Annotated in this window: 20 protein-coding genes; 10 read left to right on the forward strand and 10 right to left on the reverse strand. The window is 51.8% G+C overall.

Features of this window, described 5'->3' with window-relative positions:
- Window positions 1-64: 64 nt before the first annotated feature.
- The 6 genes from B0I18_RS04160 to B0I18_RS04185 form a co-directional block, all read right to left on the reverse strand.
- Complete coding sequence (locus B0I18_RS04160) at window positions 65-586, reverse strand: OmpA family protein (RefSeq protein WP_106521374.1); 522 nt, start codon at window positions 584-586, stop codon at window positions 65-67.
- Window positions 587-626: 40 nt separating this feature from the next.
- Window positions 627-1,319: a response regulator transcription factor gene (locus tag B0I18_RS04165; RefSeq protein WP_106521375.1), complete on the reverse strand. Its 693-nt coding sequence runs from the start codon at window positions 1,317-1,319 to the stop codon at window positions 627-629.
- Between the two features lie 10 nt (window positions 1,320-1,329).
- On the reverse strand, window positions 1,330-2,598 hold the full coding sequence (locus B0I18_RS04170) for a sensor histidine kinase (protein ID WP_106521376.1): 1,269 nt from the start codon (window positions 2,596-2,598) through the stop codon (window positions 1,330-1,332).
- 81 nt (window positions 2,599-2,679) lie between these two features.
- Window positions 2,680-3,456, reverse strand: a complete 777-nt coding sequence (locus B0I18_RS04175) for an alpha/beta fold hydrolase (protein ID WP_106521377.1) — start codon at window positions 3,454-3,456, stop codon at window positions 2,680-2,682.
- Window positions 3,443-4,663 carry an Lnb N-terminal periplasmic domain-containing protein gene (locus B0I18_RS04180; protein WP_106521378.1) on the reverse strand — a complete coding sequence of 407 codons (1,221 nt, stop codon included), beginning with the start codon at window positions 4,661-4,663 and terminating at the stop codon, window positions 3,443-3,445. The genes B0I18_RS04175 and B0I18_RS04180 overlap by 14 nt, the downstream gene beginning before the upstream one ends.
- A 39-nt stretch (window positions 4,664-4,702) precedes the next feature.
- A complete protein-coding gene (locus B0I18_RS04185; RefSeq protein ID WP_106521379.1) occupies window positions 4,703-5,176 on the reverse strand; it encodes a GAF domain-containing protein in 474 nt (157 codons plus the stop codon).
- Window positions 5,177-5,269: 93 nt separating this feature from the next.
- Here B0I18_RS04185 and B0I18_RS04190 point away from each other — a divergent pair, with 93 nt between their 5' ends.
- The 9 genes from B0I18_RS04190 to B0I18_RS04230 all read left to right on the forward strand — a co-directional run bounded on the left by B0I18_RS04190 (window position 5,270) and on the right by B0I18_RS04230 (window position 13,608).
- Window positions 5,270-5,725 (forward strand): DUF983 domain-containing protein, encoded by a 456-nt coding sequence (locus tag B0I18_RS04190; RefSeq protein ID WP_106521380.1) that lies wholly within the window; start codon window positions 5,270-5,272, stop codon window positions 5,723-5,725.
- A gap of 65 nt (window positions 5,726-5,790) precedes the next feature.
- Window positions 5,791-6,378, forward strand: coding sequence for a hypothetical protein (locus tag B0I18_RS04195; RefSeq protein WP_106521381.1), 588 nt, complete (start codon window positions 5,791-5,793; stop codon window positions 6,376-6,378).
- Window positions 6,379-6,396: 18 nt separating this feature from the next.
- Window positions 6,397-7,422 carry a patatin-like phospholipase family protein gene (locus B0I18_RS04200; RefSeq protein ID WP_106521382.1) on the forward strand — a complete coding sequence of 342 codons (1,026 nt, stop codon included), beginning with the start codon at window positions 6,397-6,399 and terminating at the stop codon, window positions 7,420-7,422.
- Between the two features lie 55 nt (window positions 7,423-7,477).
- Window positions 7,478-8,263, forward strand: coding sequence for an SDR family oxidoreductase (locus B0I18_RS04205; RefSeq protein WP_106522043.1), 786 nt, complete (start codon window positions 7,478-7,480; stop codon window positions 8,261-8,263).
- Window positions 8,264-8,275: 12 nt separating this feature from the next.
- Window positions 8,276-9,004: a shikimate dehydrogenase family protein gene (locus B0I18_RS04210; protein ID WP_106521383.1), complete on the forward strand. Its 729-nt coding sequence runs from the start codon at window positions 8,276-8,278 to the stop codon at window positions 9,002-9,004.
- A gap of 93 nt (window positions 9,005-9,097) precedes the next feature.
- The gene (locus B0I18_RS04215; protein ID WP_106521384.1) at window positions 9,098-9,436 is read left to right on the forward strand and encodes a PadR family transcriptional regulator; all 339 of its coding nucleotides are present in this window, start codon (window positions 9,098-9,100) and stop codon (window positions 9,434-9,436) included.
- Between the two features lie 117 nt (window positions 9,437-9,553).
- Window positions 9,554-10,201: an alpha/beta fold hydrolase gene (locus B0I18_RS04220; RefSeq protein WP_106521385.1), complete on the forward strand. Its 648-nt coding sequence runs from the start codon at window positions 9,554-9,556 to the stop codon at window positions 10,199-10,201.
- A gap of 87 nt (window positions 10,202-10,288) precedes the next feature.
- Complete coding sequence (locus B0I18_RS04225; RefSeq protein WP_106521386.1) at window positions 10,289-12,856, forward strand: DNA gyrase/topoisomerase IV subunit A; 2,568 nt, start codon at window positions 10,289-10,291, stop codon at window positions 12,854-12,856.
- 152 nt (window positions 12,857-13,008) lie between these two features.
- A complete protein-coding gene (locus tag B0I18_RS04230) occupies window positions 13,009-13,608 on the forward strand; it encodes a bifunctional nuclease family protein (protein ID WP_106521387.1) in 600 nt (199 codons plus the stop codon).
- A gap of 297 nt (window positions 13,609-13,905) precedes the next feature.
- Here B0I18_RS04230 and B0I18_RS04235 read toward each other — a convergent pair whose 3' ends face one another.
- Window positions 13,906-14,406 (reverse strand): GNAT family N-acetyltransferase, encoded by a 501-nt coding sequence (locus B0I18_RS04235; RefSeq protein ID WP_106521388.1) that lies wholly within the window; start codon window positions 14,404-14,406, stop codon window positions 13,906-13,908.
- 277 nt (window positions 14,407-14,683) lie between these two features.
- On the opposite strand from B0I18_RS04235, the gene B0I18_RS04240 reads away from it, so the two are divergent.
- Window positions 14,684-15,535 (forward strand): acyl-CoA thioester hydrolase/BAAT C-terminal domain-containing protein, encoded by an 852-nt coding sequence (locus tag B0I18_RS04240; RefSeq protein WP_181358331.1) that lies wholly within the window; start codon window positions 14,684-14,686, stop codon window positions 15,533-15,535.
- Window positions 15,536-15,621: 86 nt separating this feature from the next.
- On the opposite strand, the gene B0I18_RS04245 is transcribed toward B0I18_RS04240, so the two are convergent.
- The 3 genes from B0I18_RS04245 to B0I18_RS04255 all read right to left on the reverse strand — a co-directional run bounded on the left by B0I18_RS04245 (window position 15,622) and on the right by B0I18_RS04255 (window position 19,759).
- The gene (locus B0I18_RS04245; RefSeq protein ID WP_106521390.1) at window positions 15,622-16,005 is read right to left on the reverse strand and encodes a hypothetical protein; all 384 of its coding nucleotides are present in this window, start codon (window positions 16,003-16,005) and stop codon (window positions 15,622-15,624) included.
- Between the two features lie 168 nt (window positions 16,006-16,173).
- The gene (locus tag B0I18_RS04250) at window positions 16,174-17,484 is read right to left on the reverse strand and encodes a putative HlyD family type I secretion protein (protein ID WP_106521391.1); all 1,311 of its coding nucleotides are present in this window, start codon (window positions 17,482-17,484) and stop codon (window positions 16,174-16,176) included.
- 79 nt (window positions 17,485-17,563) lie between these two features.
- Window positions 17,564-19,759, reverse strand: coding sequence for a peptidase domain-containing ABC transporter (locus B0I18_RS04255; RefSeq protein WP_106521392.1), 2,196 nt, complete (start codon window positions 19,757-19,759; stop codon window positions 17,564-17,566).
- Window positions 19,760-20,395 lie beyond the last annotated feature (636 nt).

A 20,395-nucleotide genomic window follows, 5' to 3' on the forward strand; every position in this document is an offset into this window, starting at 1 on the left:
AGGACAATGAGCTGGACCGGGGAATGAAGGCTTTGGAAAGCGCTCCCCAGGGAGCGCCGGGAAATTAAGGGGTGTAGTTATACAAAATGATAAACTCAACCCGCCTGTTTTTCCGTTTACCTTCCTCGGTATCATTGGTGGCAATAGGATTTTCTGAGGCATGTCCCCAGGTATGCATGCGCTCCATCACTACCTTATCCTGTTGTAACAGGCCACGGGCGCTGTCGGCGCGGTTACGCGACAGTTTCCGGTTCAGCTCTTCGGTACCGCTCTTGTCGGTATAACCGTTGATCAGGATACTGGTTTTATCATACTTGTTGAGGGCATCGGCAAAACGCTGCATCAGCGGGTAGGTGGCCTGGTTGATCTCCGAAGAGTTCAGGGCGAAAAGGAGATGTTCGGGGAACAAAACTTTGATGGTATCATTAAGCATGGTTACCTCGGCTTCGTTCACTGCCTCTTTCAGCTCCTTGTAACTTTTTTGCATATAGGTATGCTGCTTGCGCGCAAGCCGTTTCTGTGGACTGCAGGCAGCAAACAGCAACAGGCCTACAACAGGGACCAGGATAAACAGGTTCTTTTTCATAGTTTGGTCTGATTTCGGCAGCGAAATTAACTATTTTATCCTATTTCTGAAGTACCAGCTTAAAGCCTACCCCGTGCACGGTCTGTAACTCAACGCCTTCCACGTCGCGCAGGTATTTCCGGATCTTGGTCATGAAAACGTCCATGCTCCGGCCCAGGAAGTAATCTTCTTTACCCCATACATTCAGCAGGATATCTTCCCTTTTTACCACGGTATTGGTATGCAGGCAAAGGTATTGCAGCAGGTCTGCCTCTTTCTGGGTCAGTTGCTGCTTATGGGCGCCGTCGATCAGCAGCAGGTTATTGTAGTCAAATTCCAGTTTGCCCAGTTCAAAACGTTCTACCCCTTCGTTGGCTTTTTTGCGCGTGCGTTTCAGGAATACCTCGATACGCAGCAGCAGTTCTTCCATATTGAAGGGTTTGGTAATGTAATCATCGCCACCAGCCTTGAATCCCGCAATACGGTCCTCGTCCATGGACTTTGCGGTAAGAAAAAGGATCGGGATCTTTTCGTTCTTTTTGCGGATCTGTGCCGCGAGCGCCATGCCGTCCTTTTTAGGCAGCATCACATCCAGCAGGCAGATGTCTACATTATGACGCATAAACTGTTGCCATCCGCTTTCACCGTCAGAACTGAAGATTACCTCATACCCGTTTTCTTCCAGGTTATCTTTAATTACGAATCCAAGGGAGCTATCATCTTCTACTAAAAGGATCTTAGCTTTAGGTTGCATAGTATTGTTTTTAAATTTTTGGAAAAATTAAGGAAAAAATACTTCCTTTCCCAACTTTGCTGTTACAAATTGCCTCGCCGCCATGTGCCCTGGCGATGATGCGTACATAGTTCAGGCCAAGACCAAAACCTTTTACATCGTGGATGTTACCGGTGGGCACCCGGTAAAATCTCCGGAATAACATTTTCTGGTGGGTCTTATCGATACCGATACCGTTATCCGATACTTCCACCCGTATCTCCTTATGGTTGTCGCGCAGGCGTATCGTTACTTCCGGGTGTTCTGCCGCATACTTGAGGGCATTGTCTACCAGGTTGCTGATCGCATTTTTAAGATGCAGCTTGTCGCCCGAGAACGAAACCGGGTGCTCCGGCATCTCCAGGTGGATCTTCGCTTCATCCTTCATCAGCCTGCTTTCGAAACTATTGCCTACATCGCGCAACAGGTCCTGCCATACAATCTTTTCTTTACGCAGCTGGATCTCGCCTTTCTCTGCATGGGCCATCTGCAATACCCGCTCTACCTGCAAGGCCAGCTGCGACGCCTCGTTGTCGATAATAGTGGCATAGTTGAGCAAACGTTGCGGCTTCTGCACGATATCGGGATTCTTAAGCACTTCGGCCGACAGCTGTATGGTCGCCAGCGGCGTCTTGAACTCGTGCGTCATGTTGTTCACAAAGTCTTTCTGCACCTCGCTCAGCCTTTTCTGTTTCAGGATCACGAATACTACGTAACCCAGGAACACCAGTACGCATAATAATACTAAAGACGATAAAATCCAGATGGATAACTGGGAAGTGAGGTATTTATTTCGATGCGGGAAGAAAACACCGAAGTAATAGTTTTCCCGGGTCAGCGGCGGGAAGTTCATGACCGGGTCGAAAGTCTCGTTGCTGCCGCTCATCTGCACATAGTGATAACTCATTACCGTGTCGTGCATACAGTCGTACAGCCCGTATTCGAAATCGGTGATGATGCTGCGCTTTTCAAACTCTATCCGGAGAAAATGTTCCAGCACCACCGATTCTACGTGGTCGTTGATCTGGACGATGAAATAATCGGGGCTTACCTGGTCTACGACATTGAACACCAGCGGCTGCACCCGTTTCATCTCCCAGATCTTCATCGCCACATTACGGAGCGCGGTATTGACATTCAGGTTAAACTCTTTTTCTTCCAGTACGTAAGCCCTTTGTACCCAATAGGTCTGGGTAGCGATGATGCCGGCGCAGGAAAGAACGGCCAAAACAAAGATGAGCCGTATGGTTGCATTTTTCATTTACTATACAAATGTAGCCGTAAACCAGAGGTTTAGCAAAATATCGTACGCTATTCACATTTGTTTAAATTAATACCGGGCTTATGCAGGGCAGAACCTGAAAAACGCCAGCAGGTCGGCAGCCAGCCGTTCGGGGTATTCGTCCATGCTCATATGGCCGCAGGGGCTATACAGGTGCACGCTGTTTACCGGCGCCAGGTGGCATTGTTCCAGCGCTTCTTTCATCGGTGTAGCGGTATCTTCGTCGCCGATGATCCACTGCAGCGGGAAGCCGAAAGTGGCAAGTCGATCCCTTTTATCGCTCCGGTCCATAATGGCCTGGTAAAATGCGCAGAGCGCCTCGCCCGACAGCTGCATGCCCCGTGCTACAACATTGCGCACCACCTCGGGATGTGCTTCTGCAAAGCTTCCGGCAAACAGGTTCTGCGCCATACCCCGCAGGAACATTTCCTGCTCGGAGCGGCCCTTACGGATCAGGGTCATGGCTTTGCGGCGGTTTTCTTTTTTCTCTTCGCTATCGGCAGAGGCCAGCGAATGCACGAGCGATATACCCTTAACCCGTTCCGGGTAGCGAACGGCAAACTCCATAGCCGTATATCCGCCCATCGAATGGCCGGCCAGCAATACCTTCCCGATACCTTCCCGGTCCAGTACCTCCAGCAGGGCATCGGCCATCAGCGCCATGCTCAGCGGGGTATCCGGCATCGGGCTCTGACCCGCACCGGGCAGGTCGGGTAGCAATACCTGGTATTGTGCCGCAAGGGCGGGTACGATATTGTTCCAGGCGCTGCTGTCGTTGGGAAAACCATGGACCAGGAGTACAGGTTGGCCCTGTCCTGTTTTACTATAGTGTATCATCGGCAGGTGGATTGGCGGTTGGGGTAAGGGCGGCCGGTACAGGCGCGTCTATATTCTGTTTGTACAGGTCGATGTAAATATACATCAGGGCCAGCATCAGCGGCGACAGCTCGATCAGCGGCATCCGCTGGAAGCCGATCACATGGACGATCAGCGCTACGATCAGCAGGCTGATGGCCGCCAGGGCATAGATCCGCAGCCAGAATTTTTTCTTGCCGGCCAGGAAGGCTACGACCAGGTTAAGCGGTATGGCCCAAAGAATATTGTAATTGCCGGTGCAGGCCTGGTGATTGGTGCCCAGCCACATAAACAGCATCAGGCAACCGAGCAGGCCGGTTACCAGCAGGATTACGAAACGGATAACCGGTTTCAGGTAACGGAAGGCCGGGATATGAAAAGCCAGTACGGTCAGGATCAGCAGGCCGATCATCATCCAGAGCGGCCCGTTAAAGCGGCGTGCTTCGGTAATGCCTGATTTCATCAGTACATTGTCGGCGCTTACTACATGTTTGCCCCGGTATTTGGCATGGATCAGGCTTTGGTGCACAAAGTCGGGCAGGTACATACTGCCGTCGTCGGTCATAATGCTGTCGGTAACGCTGCCCAGCAGCAGGTTAATGCCAAAGCGCTCCCAGTGCTTGTTGACGAGGTATTGGTTCATGATGCCCCGGTAGCTGATCTTTTTCCCGTTGAGGGCTGAGCCGAAATAAAACTCCTCGCCCAGTACTTTGGGGAAGATGTCGCGTACGCGGGTGGCACAGTTGTCGAAAAAGAAATCGTAGCGGTAGGCACGGTTTTCGGGGCGCAGGTTGCTGTCGAGATACGACAACATGGTACGCTTCTGCACTTCGGTAAGATCGAGCACCTGCTCGTCCACAGCGCGTTTCTCTGCAATATAAACATTGATAAAATCGGGGTAGCTGCTCTTGTCGAGATAGTACAGGAGTTTGCCCAGCATAAACTTGCTGTAAAAATCGGGGTCGCCAAAATCGAAGGTGCCGTAGTTGTACACTTCATCCCGGCCTTTGCTGCTATCGATCACGCGTACGCCGGTATGGCCGAAGGAGGAGTACAGCTCGTTGCCGGAGCCACAGGTAAGGATACTGATGCGCAGGTGGCTGTTGTCGGCCACGGGGCCGAGACTGTCGCCCTGGGCAAAGGAAGTAAAGAAAAAGAGGGTAAGGACTACGGAAAAAAAGAAACGCATAAATATGCTTTTGTGAATAAAACTAAGGTCTGTTGTGGCTTAGGCGGTTAGCAAGCCGGCCACCTGCTCCAGGTAGTAACGGTCGGTTTCGTCGAAATGGTTCAGTTGTTCGCTGTCGGCATCCAGTACGCCGGTTACTGCGCCGGCACGGATCAGCGGCACTACGATCTCGGAGCGCGACAGGCTGCTGCAGGCAATATGCCCGGGAAACTGTTCTACATCAGGCACCACGAGGGTAGCGGCCTGTTCCCAACTGCTGCCACATACGCCTTTGCCTTTGCGGATACGGGTACAGGCCACGGGCCCCTGGAAGGGACCTACGACCAGTTCGCCATCCTTTACCAGGTAAAAGCCGATCCAGAGCCAGCCGAACTGCTGCCTGAGCGCTGCAGCAACATTGGCCAGGTTGGCCACCAGGTCGCTTTCGCTGGCAATCAATGCGGCAATCTGTGGCAGGAGCGCTTCGTATTGCTCCTTTTTATCGCCCTGGGTAATGATCAAATCTTCTGACATATCTTGATATTGAACAACTATTGGCCGGTTCAGGTGCAAACTTCCCACAAAAAGGTTAATTAATGGTAATTTGCAGCCAAATTTATTCCTGTTATGGCGCAAAAAACCAATTTATTAGCCGGTATCGCCGGTATGAAATGTCCGAACTGCCGGAAGGGAAGTATGTTTACCAACAAGAGTATTTTCCCGCTCGGCCAGCTTTTGAAAATGCCGGACCACTGTGCAGTATGCGGTCAGAAAATGGAACTGGAAATCGGTTTTTATTACGGTACCGGTTATGTGAGCTATGGCCTGTCGGTGGGTGTAGCCATTTTTAATATCGTCTGGTTCGCCATCTTCGTCGGTTTTTCCTGGAAGGATAACAGCGTGTTCTGGTACCTGGGTATTACCATAGGTATGTTGCTCTTGCTGCAACCCCTGCTGATGCGGTATTCCAGGGTGCTGTACCTGTATATGTTCGTGAAATACGGCAGCAGCCCGTATCGTAAACCGGGCACTACAGACGAGCTCAATACAGGCGGGCCCCCTCCGCAAAAAGACGTAATTTAAGCGGCTACGCCATGTTTTGACGGGGTTTTGCGGTAACTTTAGTTACCAAACAAAAACCTGCTGCCATGTATCCTTTTACCTGTACATGCCCGTCCCTGGCCCGTTTCCGTCGTGGCGCGCGCATCCGTAACCTCCCGCTGCTGCTCTGGCTCAGTGGTATATTACTCAGCGGCGCTGCTCCTGCACAAACCGCCACCCCCGAATTCCCCAAAGGTTATGTAGGGTACCTGGGCCTGCAACAGGGCCTGGTCTCCGATTTTAAATCGAGTGCCGATGCCTACCAGGTGGGCTTTACTTTTGCTCCGCAATATACCGTGGTGCCCCGTGTACTGCGGCTGGGCCTGCTGGGCGCCGGCATTTATGCCCAGCACCGCTGGCAGGCGCAGGTCGGGCCTGTTGCGGCTTTGCGCCTGTTCGACATTAAGGCCGGGGCTTTCGGTACCCTGGTCAATGTACAGCTTACGGCCGCCCATCTCTGGGGCTCGCATCGGCAAAAGCTTGCCGGTGGCGGCTTGCAGGCCGAGATCTTCCAGTTGTTCTCTTTATCTTTTTCCGGTTACCGCGACTATGGCAATAACCAGTGGTGGTTACAGTCGGCCATCGGTTATAATATCCTGAAACCACGCAAGCGTCCTTCCGACCCTTTTCAATAATCCTGAAAACTGTATGTTATGTCAAAAACAGCTTTGGTCATAAGCGGTGGTGGCTCCAAGGGCGCCTTTGCCGTAGGGGTGCTGAAGGCCATTTACCAGCATAATCCCGGTCTTAATTTCGACCTGCTGATCGGCACCAGCACCGGCGCCCTGATCGCTCCCCTGGCTACTTCCGGCTCGATACCCCTGCTGGAACAGTTGTACACTACCGTAAAGACCGATAACGTGATCGAGACCAATAATGTGGGCAACCGTTTTCTTACCGCCGACAGCATTTTTGGAGTAGGGCCGCTCGGCAAACTGATCCAGCAATATTATACCGACACGTTTTTTCAAAGCCTGCAGGCCCAACCCTGCAATGTGCTGCTGGCCACTACCTGCCTGCAGACGGCTACGGCCGTTTACTTCAGCACCCGAAAGGCCGCGGCGGTTAAGGGCTACGAAGTGGTACCACTCGGCAAGGCCGATCACTTCCGGCGTGCGGTAATGGCTTCGGCTTGCCAGCCGGTGTTTATGCCACCCATAGAGGTTATACCCGGGGCCGTACCGCTGCGGCAGTATGTGGATGGCGGCGTACGCGAGTATGCCGGTATACAGCTGGCTATCGAGCAGGGCGCCGACGAGATTTTCGTAATCCTATTGTCCAGCGGGCTCAACAAGCCGGTAGAAAAGCGTTACACCCAGGTGCCCGATATCCTGCTGCGTACCATCGAGATCTTTACCGAGGATGTGGGGGACAACGACCTGGAAATGCCCCAGATGTATAACAAAGCGCTCGACTACCTGAACAGTGTACGGCAAAATATGAAGCAGAGCGGTATGAGTGATCAGCAGATCGGCCAGTTGCTTTCCGTACCCGGTAACCCGCTCAGTAATAAAAGACCGGTAAACCTGCATGTGATCCGTCCCGACGGCGACCTGGGCGGCGGTACCGGCGGACTCAATTTCGATCCGGCGGAGATGAAGGGCATGGTAGCCAAAGGCATTACGGTAATGAACAACTATATTGCCGGTTTGCCACCGGGCAGTAGCATACTGGTATAACCCCGGGCTGTGCATGTTGGCCGGGAACGTATATTTGCAGGATAAAAATCAGATCATGCAATTATCATTAGAAGGAAAACACGCACTGGTAGGCGGTAGTACGCAGGGTATAGGCCTGGCCATCGCCAAAGAGCTGGCAGAACTGGGGGCAACCTGCACCCTGATTGCCCGCAACGAAGATTCTTTAAAGAAAGCCGTAAAGGAACTGGGTACCGCTTTCAACCAGCAGCATGATTACCTGGTTGCCGATTACAGCGACTATAAACAAGTAGAAGCAGTGGCGGCCGCTTATATACAACAGCAGCATATCCATATCCTGGTCAACAACAGCGGCGGTCCTGCCGGCGGTCCTATTACGGAAGCTACGCCCGGGGCCTTCCTGGATGCCTTCCAGCAGCACCTTATCTGTAACCAGGTGCTTACCCGCCTGGTGGTACCGGGCATGAAAGCCGCTAACTATGGCCGTATTATCAGTATTATTTCCACTTCCGTTAAAATTCCGCTGAAAGGCCTGGGCGTAAGCAATACCATTCGCGGCGCGGTGGCCTCCTGGGCCAAGACCATGGCCAACGAACTGGGCGCCTATGGTATTACCGTAAATAATGTATTGCCCGGTGCTACGGCCACGGCGCGTCTCGAAACCATTGTCAACAACAAAGCCTCCAAAACCGGCGCTTCTACCGATCACGTAGAGCAGGAAATGCTCGACGAGATCCCGATGAAACGTTTTGGTCAACCCGAAGAGATCGCTGCCGTGGCGGCTTTCCTGGCTTCGCCCGCAGCAGCATATGTAAACGGGGTAAGCATACCGGTAGACGGCGGCCGTACCGGAAGTCTTTAATACGGAATAGTTATGTCGCACTACGGAATTATCGGTTACCCGCTCAGTCACTCTTTCTCTCCCGGTTATTTCCGGGAGCAGTTTCGCCTGCGCGGTATCGATGCCACTTACGAAGCCTTTCCTATCGAAACGATATCGGCGCTGCCGGCCCTGCTGGAGCAAAACCCTGCGCTGCGCGGGCTTAATGTAACCATACCGTATAAACAGTCGGTGATGGCTTACCTGCACGAGCTCGACGATACGGCCCGGGCAGTTGGTGCGGTTAATTGTATCCGCATCAGCGAAGGCAGGCTGAAGGGGTTTAATACCGATTGTGTTGGCTTTGCAACAACGCTGCAACCCTTGCTGGGCGATATGCCCAGGCAGGCCCTGGTACTGGGTACCGGCGGCGCGGCTAAAGCCGTGGTGTATGCCCTGGCGCAACTGGGCATACCTTACCAGCTGGTATCGCGCAGTGGCGGCGACCTGCAGTATGCGGCGCTCACGCCCGAACTGATCGCCGGCCATACCCTGATCATTAACACGACGCCGCTGGGTATGTACCCCGCGGTCGATACCTACCCGGATCTGCCTTACGGGGCGCTGGGGCCGCAACATATACTCTACGACCTGGTATACAACCCCGAAGCAACCCTTTTCCTGGGAAAAGGCCGGCAACAGGGGGCTACGGTCAAAAACGGTTATGATATGCTGATCGCACAGGCCGACGCCGGCTGGGCGATATGGAACGAACCCTTATAAAAGTAATACCCGCTGCAACACCTGCAGCGGGTTCTTTTTAAAATAACATGCATAATTTTGTTAGGCATAAAACAATGCTTATTTTTGAAAACGATGGAACCCAATAAAATTATACGAGGCAGCCTGAGTACCGTGATCCTGCAATTGCTGCAGCAGAACGGGCGCATGTACGGCTATGAAATGACCAAAGCGGTTAAAGACGGTAGTAAAGGTAAAATGCAGATTACCGAAGCCGCCCTGTATCCCGCATTGCATAAACTGGAAGAAGCCGGGCTGCTGGACACGGATTCGGAGCTGGTAGATGGGCGCATGCGCAAATACTACAAGCTCAACCGGAGAGGGAAGAAAGAGTCGGCACTACAGCTAAGCGCCTTACAGGAGTCGATCGCTTCGCTTCAGAAGATCATGAAATACAAACTCAAACATGGATAACGGAATCCTAAGCGCCGGTGAACTGCGGCAGTTGCACCAGTTTATTATGTCCCGTTCGGCGAGGTTTGCCGGCCCGGTGATTATGCGGCTTACCGATCAACATTTACAAGCGGCTTTATGAGCATCCGTACTTATTGTATCGGCGGTTTCGCTACCGATGTCCGTTTGTTCCGCGACCAGCTCGATCATATACCGGGCACGGTATACCTGCCGTTCCCACAGCCTGAGCGCGGCGACAGCCTGGAGACCTATGCCCTTAAATTCCTGCCGCTGATCGACCAGGAACAGGCCTTCAACCTGGTAGGGCAGTCTATGGGCGGTATTATCGTGATGGAACTGGTCCGGCATATCCGCCCGGAAAAAGTAATCTTGATTTCATCGGTAAAAAGCCGGGCAGAAATGCCGCGCTGGTTTAATTTCCTGCGCGATACGCGCCTGTACCGGCTTTCGCCCGGGCCGGTCATCGTGGCGGCCATCTGGCTGGGTACCCTGTTTATGCGGGAACTTACGCGGGTAAAGGGGTTAAGACGCTTATGCCTCGATATGACCCGCGAAAACGGTCCTGCCTTCCTCCAATGGTGTACCGGCGCAATTATGAACTGGAAGGGCCAGCCCTCACCCAGGCCGGATATTATCCATATCCACGGTACAAAAGATACGATGTTTCCTTTCAGATATGTAAAAAATACGCTGCCCGTAACAGGCGGTACCCGCCTGGTGATGCCGGATCAGGCAGCCCTGATTACCGGCATGCTGTGCGGGTAACTCTGACCGGCACTGTCTCCGGAATCAATTCCTCGCTTCAATTTCTTATTTTTGCACCCGCGTACCCCAAAAATTACCCGAGGACAAATGATGGACGAGGAACTCCAACAAGAAGAAACATCCAGCACGCCATCCATCAACAGGATGTATGAGAGCTGGTTTTTAGAATACGCCAGTTATGTAATACTTGAACGTGCCGTACCCGCTGTAGAAGATGGCCTGAAGCCGGTGCAGCGCCGTATCCTTCACGCGATGAAGGAGATGGACGACGGCCGGTTTAATAAAGTAGCCAATATTATCGGTCAGACCATGCAGTACCACCCGCATGGTGATGCGTCGATCGGCGATGCCATTACCAATGTGGGACAGAAGGACCTGATGATCGAAACCCAGGGTAACTGGGGCGATGTGCGTACCGGCGACAGCGCGGCCGCAGCCCGTTATATCGAGGCCCGCCTGTCGAAATTTGCGCTGGAAGTGGCCTTCAACGGTAAAACCACCGAATGGCAGCTGAGTTACGATGGCCGTAAGAACGAGCCGGTAACCCTGCCCATGAAGTTCCCGCTGCTGCTTACGCAGGGTGCCGAAGGTATTGCTGTAGGTCTTTCGACCAAAATATTGCCGCATAACTTCTGCGAGGTGATCGATGCCGCAGTGAAACACCTGAAAGGACGCAAATTTGAATTGTATCCCGATTTTATGACCGGTGGTATGATCGATACCAATAACTACAACGATGGCGCCCGCGGCGGCAAAGTGCGGGTCAGGGTGCATATCGAAGAGCTGGATAAAAAGACCCTGCTGATCAAGTCGGTGCCTTATGGCGTAACCACGCAGCAACTGATCGACAGCATACTCAAAGCCAACGACAGCGGCAAGATCAAAATCAAGAGCGTAACCGACAATACGGCCAGGGATGTGGAAGTAGCGGTGCAGCTGGCGCCGGGCGTATCGTCCGACCAGACCATCGACGCGCTGTATGCCTTTACCGATTGCGAAACCTCCATATCGCCCAATGCCTGTATCATTCTCGAAGACAAGCCACACTTCGTAGGCGTTACCGACCTGCTGAAACACTCGGTAGAACATACCAAGGGCTTGCTGAAAAGAGAGCTGGAAATAAAACTGGCCGAGCTTGAAGACGACTGGCACTACTCTTCGCTGGAAAAAATCTTTATCGAAAAACGTATTTACCGCGATATCGAAGAAGAAACTACCTGGGAAGGCGTACTGGCTGCGATCGACAACGGGTTGAAGCCTTACAAGAAGCTTTTCCGCAGGGAAATTATACAGGAAGATATCGTGAAGCTGACCGAGATCCGCATCAAAAGGATTTCCAGGTTCGACTCCTTCAAGGCCGATGAACATATTAAAGCGACCGAAGCGAATATTGCCGAAACCAAACATCATATCGAGCACCTGGTCGACTATGCGATCGCTTATTATGAAAACCTGCTGAAGAAATACGGCAAAGGCCGGGAGCGCAAAACAGAAATAAAAATATTCGACAATATACAGGCCACCAAAGTAGCTATTGCCAATGCCAAGCTTTATGTAAACCGTAAAGAAGGCTTTATCGGTACGGGGCTGAAGAAAGACGAATTTGTATGCGATTGTTCGGATATCGACAACATCATCGTGTTCCGCAAAGATGGCGCGATGATCGTAACCAAGGTTTCCGATAAGACCTTCGTGGGCAAAGACATTATCCACCTGGACGTATTCCGTAAAAACGACGAACGTACCACTTACAATATGATGTATATGGATGGCAGTTCGGGTGTGGTATATGCCAAGCGTTTTAACGTAACCGGCATTACCCGCGATAAGGAATACGACCTGACCAAAGGTAATAAAGGCAGCAAGGTGATGTACCTGACCGCAAATGCCAACGGCGAAGCCGAGGTAGTATCGGTAACCCTGTCGCCGGGCAGCACCGCGCGCAACAAGGTTTTCGATTTCTATTTCGAAGAGTTGGCCATTAAAGGCCGCAGCTCGCAGGGCAACCAGATTACCAAATACCCCGTGCGGCAGATCAAGTTTAAAGAACAGGGCCGTAGCACCCTTTCGGCGCCCAAGATCTGGTACGACGAGCAGGTGGGCCGCCTGAACACCGATGGTTATGGCAGGCTGCTCGGCAGTTTCGAACAGGACAACCGGATCGTGGTGTTCTTCAAAGATGGTCATTACGAACTTACCGATTTCGACCTGAGCAACCGTTACGAGCCGCAGCAGATCGTACGGATCGAGAAATTCGATCCCGAAAAGGTGATCACTGCCGTATATTACGATGCTGATAAGACCCAGTATAATGTAAAGCGTTTCCATATCGAAACGCAGACGCTGAAAAATAAATTCCTGTTTATAAAAGAAGGTCCGAAGCATAAGCTTGAACTGGTAACAACGGTACAGGATCCGGTTGCCCTGCTGAAAACCGGTAAGAAAAAAACGGAAGCCCGCGAAGAGGAAGTGAACCTGGCCGAAAAAGTAGGCGTAAGCGGGTATAAAGCCGTGGGTAATAAACTTTGCGAAAAAGACCTGCTGGAGATAACTGTGGAAGAGCCGGCTATTGCCCCTGAAGCAGAACCGGAGGAAGAAAAAGGCCATGCCGCTGCTAAAAAAGAGCCCAGCGACGACTCGCCGACTTTGTTTTAAACAACGGCCTGAGCAGGGCTATATGCGGTAAAATGAGGTTAAAAGAGATAAAAATTTTATTGAATAATTCAAAGGTTTATTAATTTAGCGCCTTGTGTAAATCAGGTCATGCCACCCCTAACGACAAGGCTTATTGAGCGACAATATTTGTAATGAAAAAAATTGAACTGGAAATAACGGCTTTATCAAGTAGTGTAACACAAACCCATTCCTATGCCGTTGTGCTGGGCGAAATCAATGGCCTGCGCCGCCTGCCGATTGTTATCGGTGCATTCGAGGCACAGGCTATCGTAGTAGCCCTGGAACGGATAAAGCCCAGCCGCCCGCTTACCCACGACCTGTTTTACAACTTTATGCTCTCTTTCAACATCGAGTTGCAGGAGGTCCTGATCTATAAACTGGAAGAAGGTATTTTCTTTGCCCAACTGGTATGCACCTCGGGCAACGAAACCATCGAGATCGATTCCCGCACCTCCGATGCCCTGGCCCTGGCGGTACGCATCGGTTGCCCGATCTTTACCTACGAAAATATACTGGAAGCGGCCGGCCTCTTTATGGACCAGCCTGCGGCCAGTGCTACCCCAACGCCCTCGGCAGAAGAGGAGCAGCCCGAGCCGGTATCCGGTTCCGACCTGAAAGGCAAGACCCTGGATGAGTTGAACGACCTGTTGCAACAGGTGCTCGATAATGAAGATTATATGCAGGCGGTAGCTATCCGCGACGAGATTAAAAAACGCGAAGGCAAGGCTTAACCCGCTGCCCGTAAACGATAAAGGTCCGCACCGGCGCTTGATGCCCCTGCGGACCTTGTTTTGTTTAAGACCCGTTTAAGCTGTCCCTGTTTTATTTGCTCGCGGCGGCGCGCCACTGCGGGAAAACATGAAATTTAGGGGATCACATTCATCCGCCTGGACCTGGTATGATAGTATATTTATCTATCCCGGATAGCTACAGTACTCCCTATTTATTTTCTTTTAATAAGTCATGCAGGAACATTGCTGCAGGCTCGATTTTTACCCCTCCCCCCAGAAATTCCGCTTGATCCGGTGTCAGGATAATACTTTCTCGAACGCTTTACGGGCCGAACCCCGGAAATAAACTTCGCCGCAATAGGTATACCCCAGGCGATCCAGTATTTTGAGCATCGGGATATTGTCGAAATTGGTATCCACTTTAATGCTGTTGACTTGCTGCGCCAGGCAATGGCCTTCGATCATCCGGAACAATCCGGTGGCAATGCCTTTGCCTTTTGCCGCCGGGGCGGTGGCTACGCGATGTACCACGGCATAGTCGCCATCAGTAAGCCAGCGGCCCTCGATACCTTCGTAGGCCGGTTCGATATCGAAAATAATGGCGGCGTAGGCCATCAGCTCTTCACCTGCTACCAGCACATAGGCATAGCCCTTCGCGATATCGTCCAGGATCGTTTGCTCATTGGGGTAGCCGTCCTGCCATTGCTTACTGCCATCGGCTTTGCGTTGCGCGACTGCGGCCTGTAAAATGGTCCAGATGGCCGGTACTTCGGCTGTTGTTGCTTTTCTTAAATTCATGATTACGGATAACCCGGCGATTCTATATACCAGCGGAACAGATCGCCTGTTTTAATTCCCCGGGAGCATGCAAAGGTATTACTATTCCCCCGAGATCGGCTACAGGCGGAGGCTGCCGGTTATAGCGCCGACCGTATATTTTTTGTGGTATTGGGGAAGGTGTGTATTTTTATTCTTTTAATTTATTATGCACATCATAGGACCGGTGTGGCCAGGACCTTTAATCCGGGGCCGGACACCGGATCGCAACCTGGTTCAACATACACATACCCTACCCATGAAACATTTATCCTGCCTGGCTTTTGCGGCGTTCCTGCTGTTGCCCCTCTGCCTGCATGCGCAAACCGTATTGAATACCCGCAACACCGAGAGTGTGCTCTACCTGCCCGATACCCGGCAACCGCATGCCCTGGTCGTAGGCCTGGGCGGCTCGGAAGGCGGTAATGCCTGGACCAGCGATCGCTGGAAGCAGACCCGCGACCGCTTCCTGGAAAAGGGTTATGCCTTCCTGGCTATCGGTTATTTTGGTGCAAAAGGCACACCACCCATGCTCGATAAGATTGCGATCGATGCCGTACACGAGGCGATCGAAACAGCGAGGAAAGAACCCGGTGTGGACCCAAAGAAAACGGCCATCGTGGGCGGTTCGCGGGGTGGCGACCTGGCCCTGTTGCTGGGCAGCTATTACCCCGATATCTCCTGTGTGGTGGGCATCGTATCCAGTCATGCGGTGTTCCCCGGACATACCATGCACTTTACCAGTTCCTGCTGGACCTTCGGCGGCAGCGAGCTGCCCTTTATCCCTGCAAGCCGCGAGTCGGTACCTTTTATCCTGAAGCGGGACCTGCGCGGCGCCTTCGAAACCATGCTGAAAGATACGGCGGCCGAAAGGCGTGCACTGATACCGGTAGAACGCATCAAAGGCCCGGTATTCCTGCTTTCTGCAACGCAGGACGAGATCTGTCCTTCCACGCCCATGGCCGAAAAGATGATGGCCCGCTTCCGGGCCACTGGCTTTAAATATACTTTTGAACATGTAGCGGTCGAAGGGAAACATACCGCACCGCTCGATAAGTTCGACCTGGTCTTTAAATTTCTCGATACGCATTTCCCGGCAAAACAGGGATAATGTAAACAAGGCAGGCCCGATGGCCTGCCTTGTCGCATACTTTTATTTATCTTAATAAAAATACTGTTCTGTGTTGTGTGTGCCGGTTAGGAAATGGTCAGTGTAGCTGGTGCAGAAGGCATGGACGGCGTCTGGCTCCAGGTACAGAACACCAGCATCGGACAGAAGGCCACGTTACCCATAGCGAAAGGGGTATAGGTCGGTGTCATACCCACGGTAAACAATGGTGTCGAGGGAGAAGACAGATCGTAAAACGTAGCGGCCACAGCGTGCCTGGTAGCGCCGAAATTAAAAGTTACGGTAGGGTTGGCGCCTAAGCCCTGGCTGCTGGTCGTACCATCGGAAAAGGTAAAGGTTACGGAAAACTGGCAAGGCTTACCGTTGTTTACGGTTAATACATTGGCTTTGCTTTCCTGGGCAAAGAAAGTGGTCATGGCGAGGGTAGCAAGGCCTAAAATTACTCTTTTCATAATTAGTGATTTAAATGGTTAAAAAAAAGGTTATAATCACAATATATGAATTTGAAATTTCGCAATAAATAAAAATATTTTAAAAAATAGTTAAATAAATATTTGTATTCAAAAAACTCATATTAAATGAGCAGGCTTGCCTTTAGCGGGTAATACATGTGTTGTTCCTTACCTGCGCCATTTACCGAATACTTTCTCAAACAACCGCTGCAGAACACTTTTGTCCTCTGTCAGGATCTCGCCGATACCGTCGAGTTGCGGCTGATCGGGGATAACCTTGCCGGCATTGGTCCTCAGGCCATCGGCCAGTTTGATCTCCAGCAGGAATACGCTATCCATCGCTACCGCCGAACGCGACAGCACCTTACCGCGCAACATGCCGTATTCTTCAAAAGGGTAGGCCGTCAGTTTGATCAGCACATCCTGTCCGGCTTCGATCTTACCGGAACGGTCGGGGCCCAGCTCGCCACGCGCAATGTATTGCTGGGTGGGCGGCGTTACCATCATAACACCTTCGCCGGCCTGTACAAACTGGTTTTCCTTCCAGAACTTGAAGAAGGTTACCACACCCTCGATCGGGCTTTTGATGATATAGGTCTGTTCCCATTGGGCATACTGGCCGCTGAAGCGGCTGGAGGCGTCGCGTATTTTCTGCAGCAGGGTGTTTTCCTGGCTCTGCCTTTGCTGGCTGATCTCGGCAATGTTCTTTTGGTATTCGGTTTGCTGCAGGTTATTCTGGATAATACTGCTGCGGTTGGTTTGGGTATTCATCTGCTGGTCCAGCATGGTTTTGCGCGAGGTCTCGTACTCGGCCCGCGAAATCACCCTTTCCTTTACCAGCGAGGAGTCGGCTGAAAAGCGGTTGTGTTGCAGCGCGAGCTGCTCCTGCAGCATACGTTCCCGCTTGTCGAGCTCGCGGTTGAGCGCCCCGGTATACTCGGCCTGTTTACTGAGGCTGTTCAGCGTGGCGCCATACGAGTTATGTTTCAGGTAAAAGCGGTAGTCCTGTACGGCCTGGTACAGTTCGGCATAATTGGTTTGCAGTTCGCCCATTTGCAAGCCGGTCGGTATTTCTATACGTTCGAGGGTTTGCGGCAGGGATACGGTGGTATCTATCGAGCGGGTAATGGTTACGATCTTTTGCAGGTCGTCGTAGTTGGAGGCATTGGTAAGGATGCACAATACCTGTTCGGGTTTTACGGTCTCGTTACTTTTTACAAATAGCTTTTGTATGGGCAGGTTGCTGCGCGCCACCAGTTTTACCGGTGGTGTGCTGGATGAGATCAGTACCCGCGCCGGGATTACATCGGGGTATTTAAAGAAGTAGGCGCCGATGCCGATCACCAGCAGTAAGATGGCGACCAGGGTTATGCCCCGGCGTACCAGCCAGGCGGGCATTTTACCCATGATCTCCTGCACTTCCTCGCTTCTGACGTCTTCGTGCAGGGTATTTTCTAAATTATTTCTTTCTTCAGGCATATGGTATTGTGTTGGTGATTGCCGCGCATCCCGGGCCGGGAGGCAGCGGCGTTTGTGGTTTGTTGCAGCATCCCGGGGCTTAGCTACCCAGTTCCAGCTGGTTCTTTACCAGTTCATAGTAATTCCCCCTGCGGGCGGTAAGCTGCTCGTGGGTGCCTACCTCTACTACTTCGCCCTTCTCCAGGACCACGATCTGGTCTGCATTTTTTACGGTACTGAGCCGGTGTGCGATTACCACTACCGTTTTCCCTTCGAAGAAGCGGTCCAGGTTTTCCATGATCACTTTTTCGTTGTTGGCGTCGAGAGCGCTGGTGGCTTCGTCGAAGAAGAGGTACTGCGGGTCTTTATACACGGCCCTGGCAATCTGCATACGCTGCTTCTGGCCGGCGCTGATGCCGTTGCCCGAGTTGCCGATCTTGGTCTGGAAGCCCAGGGGCAGGTCTTCCACAAAATCTTTGATATTGGCCACATCAACGGCACGCATCAGTTTTTTGCTGTTTACATTTTCTTCGCTTACCGAAATGTTGCGGGCAATGGTATCCGAAAAGATAAAGCCATCCTGCATCACGGTACCGCATTGGTTGCGCCACCATTTGGGCGAGATCTGGTTCAGATCTTTATTGTCGACGGTGATCTTACCACCGGTGGGTTCGTAGAACTGCAACAGCAGTTTAAGCAGGGTAGTTTTACCGCTGCCGCTGGTGCCTACCACGGCGGTTACTTTACCCTGCGGTATGGTCAGGTTTACATCTTTAAGTACGTAAGGCGACTGCTGGCTGCCATACTGGAAGGATACATTCTCGAGGTTAATACTGCTCGATTCATTATCCAGGTTGGTATAGCGCAGTTTGTCGTCTTCTTCTTCCTCTTCCCGGTTGTGGATCTCACCAAGACGGTCGAGGCTGATCTTGGCATCCTGTGCGGCCTGTACAAAGCTCAGCAACTGGTCCAGCGGGCTGTTCATCTGGCCGATGATATAACTTACCGACAACATCATACCCAGGGTCATATTCCCGGTCATCACCTCGCGGGCGCTGATGTAAGAGATCAGGATGTTCTTAAGCTGGTTGAAGAATACGAAACCCACCTGCTGGTACTGGCCCAGGGCCAGGCCCTTAACGCTGATCTTGTACAGGCGGGCCTGTACTTTTTCCCATTCCCAGCGTTTAGCTGTTTCGCAATTGTTGAGCTTGATCTCCTGCATACCCGTGATCAGTTCGAAAAGCACGTTCTCATTTTCGCTCATGCGCTGGAACTGTTTGTAGTCGAGCTCTTTCCGTTTGCGCAGGAAGAACAGGATCCAACTGATGGCGCAAACGCTGAACAACAGGAAGGTAAGCAGGATCTTCCAGCTGTAAATGCCCAGTACGATGGAGAATACGAACAGGTTTACAAACGAGAAGAGGGTAGACAGAGTAGTGCCGGTAAGAAAGCTTTGTATCCTGCTGTGGTCGCCGATACGCTGGTGGATATCACCGATCATTTTGGTATCGAAAAAGCGGATCGGCAATTTCATCAGTTTGATCAGGAAGTCGGAAATGATACTGATATTGATCCGGCTGTTCATATGCAGCATGATCCAGCTGCGGATCATTTCGATCGAGGTGCTGCCTACGAAGAGTACGAGTTGCGAAATCAATACCAGGTATACGAAGCCGAGATTCTGGTGGTTGATACCGTAATCCACGAGCCCCTGGGTAAGGAACGGCGCCATCAGCGACAGGAGGCTGGCTACGATAATGCTGAGGAAGAGCTGTACTACGTATTTGCGGTAAGGGCGCAGGTAGCGGAACAGGAACTGGAAACCCTTTACTTTTTCATCGTCTTCTTTTTGCTGGTAAAAGGCATCGGTAGGTTCGATCATCAGTACGATGCCTTCCGAGCTGGTACCCATCCAACTGCGCAAAAAGGTTTCCTTGTCGACCTTGATCAGGCCATGGGCCGGATCGGCCAACAGGATCTTGTCGTTCTTTTTGTTGCGGTTATAGTTTTGCGGGGGCAGTACCACGAAGTGTTTCTGGTTCCAGTGCAGGATACAGGGTAGGGTCGCTTCTTCGTCCAGTTGTTCAAAACTTATTTTCGCCGCCAGGGTCCGGAATCCTATCTTCTCCGCCGCTTCGCTGATACCCAGCAGGCTTACGCCTTCGCGGGTAATATGTGCATTCTGTCTTAAAAAGTCCAGGGAGTAACTCTTGCCATAGTGTTTCGCGATCATGCGCAAACACGTGGGGCCGCAATCCATGGCATCCAGTTGTTTATAAAAAGGGAAGGGCATTATTTTTTTTGTTTTTTATGGCTGTCCGGGATTGGCAATGCCGTTCCAGGACATTGTTTAGCAACAGCGCGTATCTTATGTGCTGAGCAATAAACAGCCGGTTCATAAACATATGCATCTAGCTGGAGCATAAAGGACAAAACCATTTATGACACCATTCTTGTTCCAGTTTTTTCCGGATCACTGCCCCCGGTACGGAACCGCAGGACAGTTGCTCCTGTTTCTATTTGTTGTCGTCATTTTCAGGGTTAAAAAAATGACGGGAAATAAAAGCCTGGCACCTTTCCCGGCTTCCCATCCACAGCTGTCGCCGTTCTTCTTACAGCGTAGTGTATCCGGGCGGCCCTGCAAAAACAGGTGAACCGGGGTGTACGAAGGCCATCATTATAAAACAAAGATCCTGTCCTGCTTCCCGGTCCCTCCTGTAAGGTACCGGTGGCGCCTGGCGCGGGGCACAATAGCGCTGCAACACATGAAAAAGAATTTGCCGGGTAAACGGTCCTGTAACCCGTTTTCGGCGAACCGCGGCCAGCCGGTTGTACTACCGGCCCCGTAGTTTTAGCACCGCAATATACTTTAAAATATAACCATTCGCTATACAAAGAAAAATTCCTTTTTAATTCGATACCGCAACCG

Source organism: Taibaiella chishuiensis (assembly GCF_003014535.1).
GTDB lineage: Bacteria > Bacteroidota > Bacteroidia > Chitinophagales > Chitinophagaceae > Taibaiella > Taibaiella chishuiensis.

Bases quoted from the DNA above. Each gene is read 5' to 3' on its own strand.
- B0I18_RS04160 (WP_106521374.1), bottom strand. From the start codon at position 586: ATGAAAAAGAACCTGTTTATCCTGGTCCCTGTTGTAGGCCTGTTGCTG.
- B0I18_RS04165 (WP_106521375.1), bottom strand. From the start codon at position 1,319: ATGCAACCTAAAGCTAAGATCCTTTTAGTAGAAGATGATAGCTCCCTT.
- B0I18_RS04170 (WP_106521376.1), bottom strand. From the start codon at position 2,598: ATGAAAAATGCAACCATACGGCTCATCTTTGTTTTGGCCGTTCTTTCC.
- B0I18_RS04175 (WP_106521377.1), bottom strand. From the start codon at position 3,456: ATGATACACTATAGTAAAACAGGACAGGGCCAACCTGTACTCCTGGTC.
- B0I18_RS04180 (WP_106521378.1), bottom strand. From the start codon at position 4,663: ATGCGTTTCTTTTTTTCCGTAGTCCTTACCCTCTTTTTCTTTACTTCC.
- B0I18_RS04185 (WP_106521379.1), bottom strand. From the start codon at position 5,176: ATGTCAGAAGATTTGATCATTACCCAGGGCGATAAAAAGGAGCAATAC.
- B0I18_RS04190 (WP_106521380.1), top strand. From the start codon at position 5,270: ATGGCGCAAAAAACCAATTTATTAGCCGGTATCGCCGGTATGAAATGT.
- B0I18_RS04195 (WP_106521381.1), top strand. From the start codon at position 5,791: ATGTATCCTTTTACCTGTACATGCCCGTCCCTGGCCCGTTTCCGTCGT.
- B0I18_RS04200 (WP_106521382.1), top strand. From the start codon at position 6,397: ATGTCAAAAACAGCTTTGGTCATAAGCGGTGGTGGCTCCAAGGGCGCC.
- B0I18_RS04205 (WP_106522043.1), top strand. From the start codon at position 7,478: ATGCAATTATCATTAGAAGGAAAACACGCACTGGTAGGCGGTAGTACG.
- B0I18_RS04210 (WP_106521383.1), top strand. From the start codon at position 8,276: ATGTCGCACTACGGAATTATCGGTTACCCGCTCAGTCACTCTTTCTCT.
- B0I18_RS04215 (WP_106521384.1), top strand. From the start codon at position 9,098: ATGGAACCCAATAAAATTATACGAGGCAGCCTGAGTACCGTGATCCTG.
- B0I18_RS04220 (WP_106521385.1), top strand. From the start codon at position 9,554: ATGAGCATCCGTACTTATTGTATCGGCGGTTTCGCTACCGATGTCCGT.
- B0I18_RS04225 (WP_106521386.1), top strand. From the start codon at position 10,289: ATGATGGACGAGGAACTCCAACAAGAAGAAACATCCAGCACGCCATCC.
- B0I18_RS04230 (WP_106521387.1), top strand. From the start codon at position 13,009: ATGAAAAAAATTGAACTGGAAATAACGGCTTTATCAAGTAGTGTAACA.
- B0I18_RS04235 (WP_106521388.1), bottom strand. From the start codon at position 14,406: ATGAATTTAAGAAAAGCAACAACAGCCGAAGTACCGGCCATCTGGACC.
- B0I18_RS04240 (WP_181358331.1), top strand. From the start codon at position 14,684: ATGAAACATTTATCCTGCCTGGCTTTTGCGGCGTTCCTGCTGTTGCCC.
- B0I18_RS04245 (WP_106521390.1), bottom strand. From the start codon at position 16,005: ATGAAAAGAGTAATTTTAGGCCTTGCTACCCTCGCCATGACCACTTTC.
- B0I18_RS04250 (WP_106521391.1), bottom strand. From the start codon at position 17,484: ATGCCTGAAGAAAGAAATAATTTAGAAAATACCCTGCACGAAGACGTC.
- B0I18_RS04255 (WP_106521392.1), bottom strand. From the start codon at position 19,759: ATGCCCTTCCCTTTTTATAAACAACTGGATGCCATGGATTGCGGCCCC.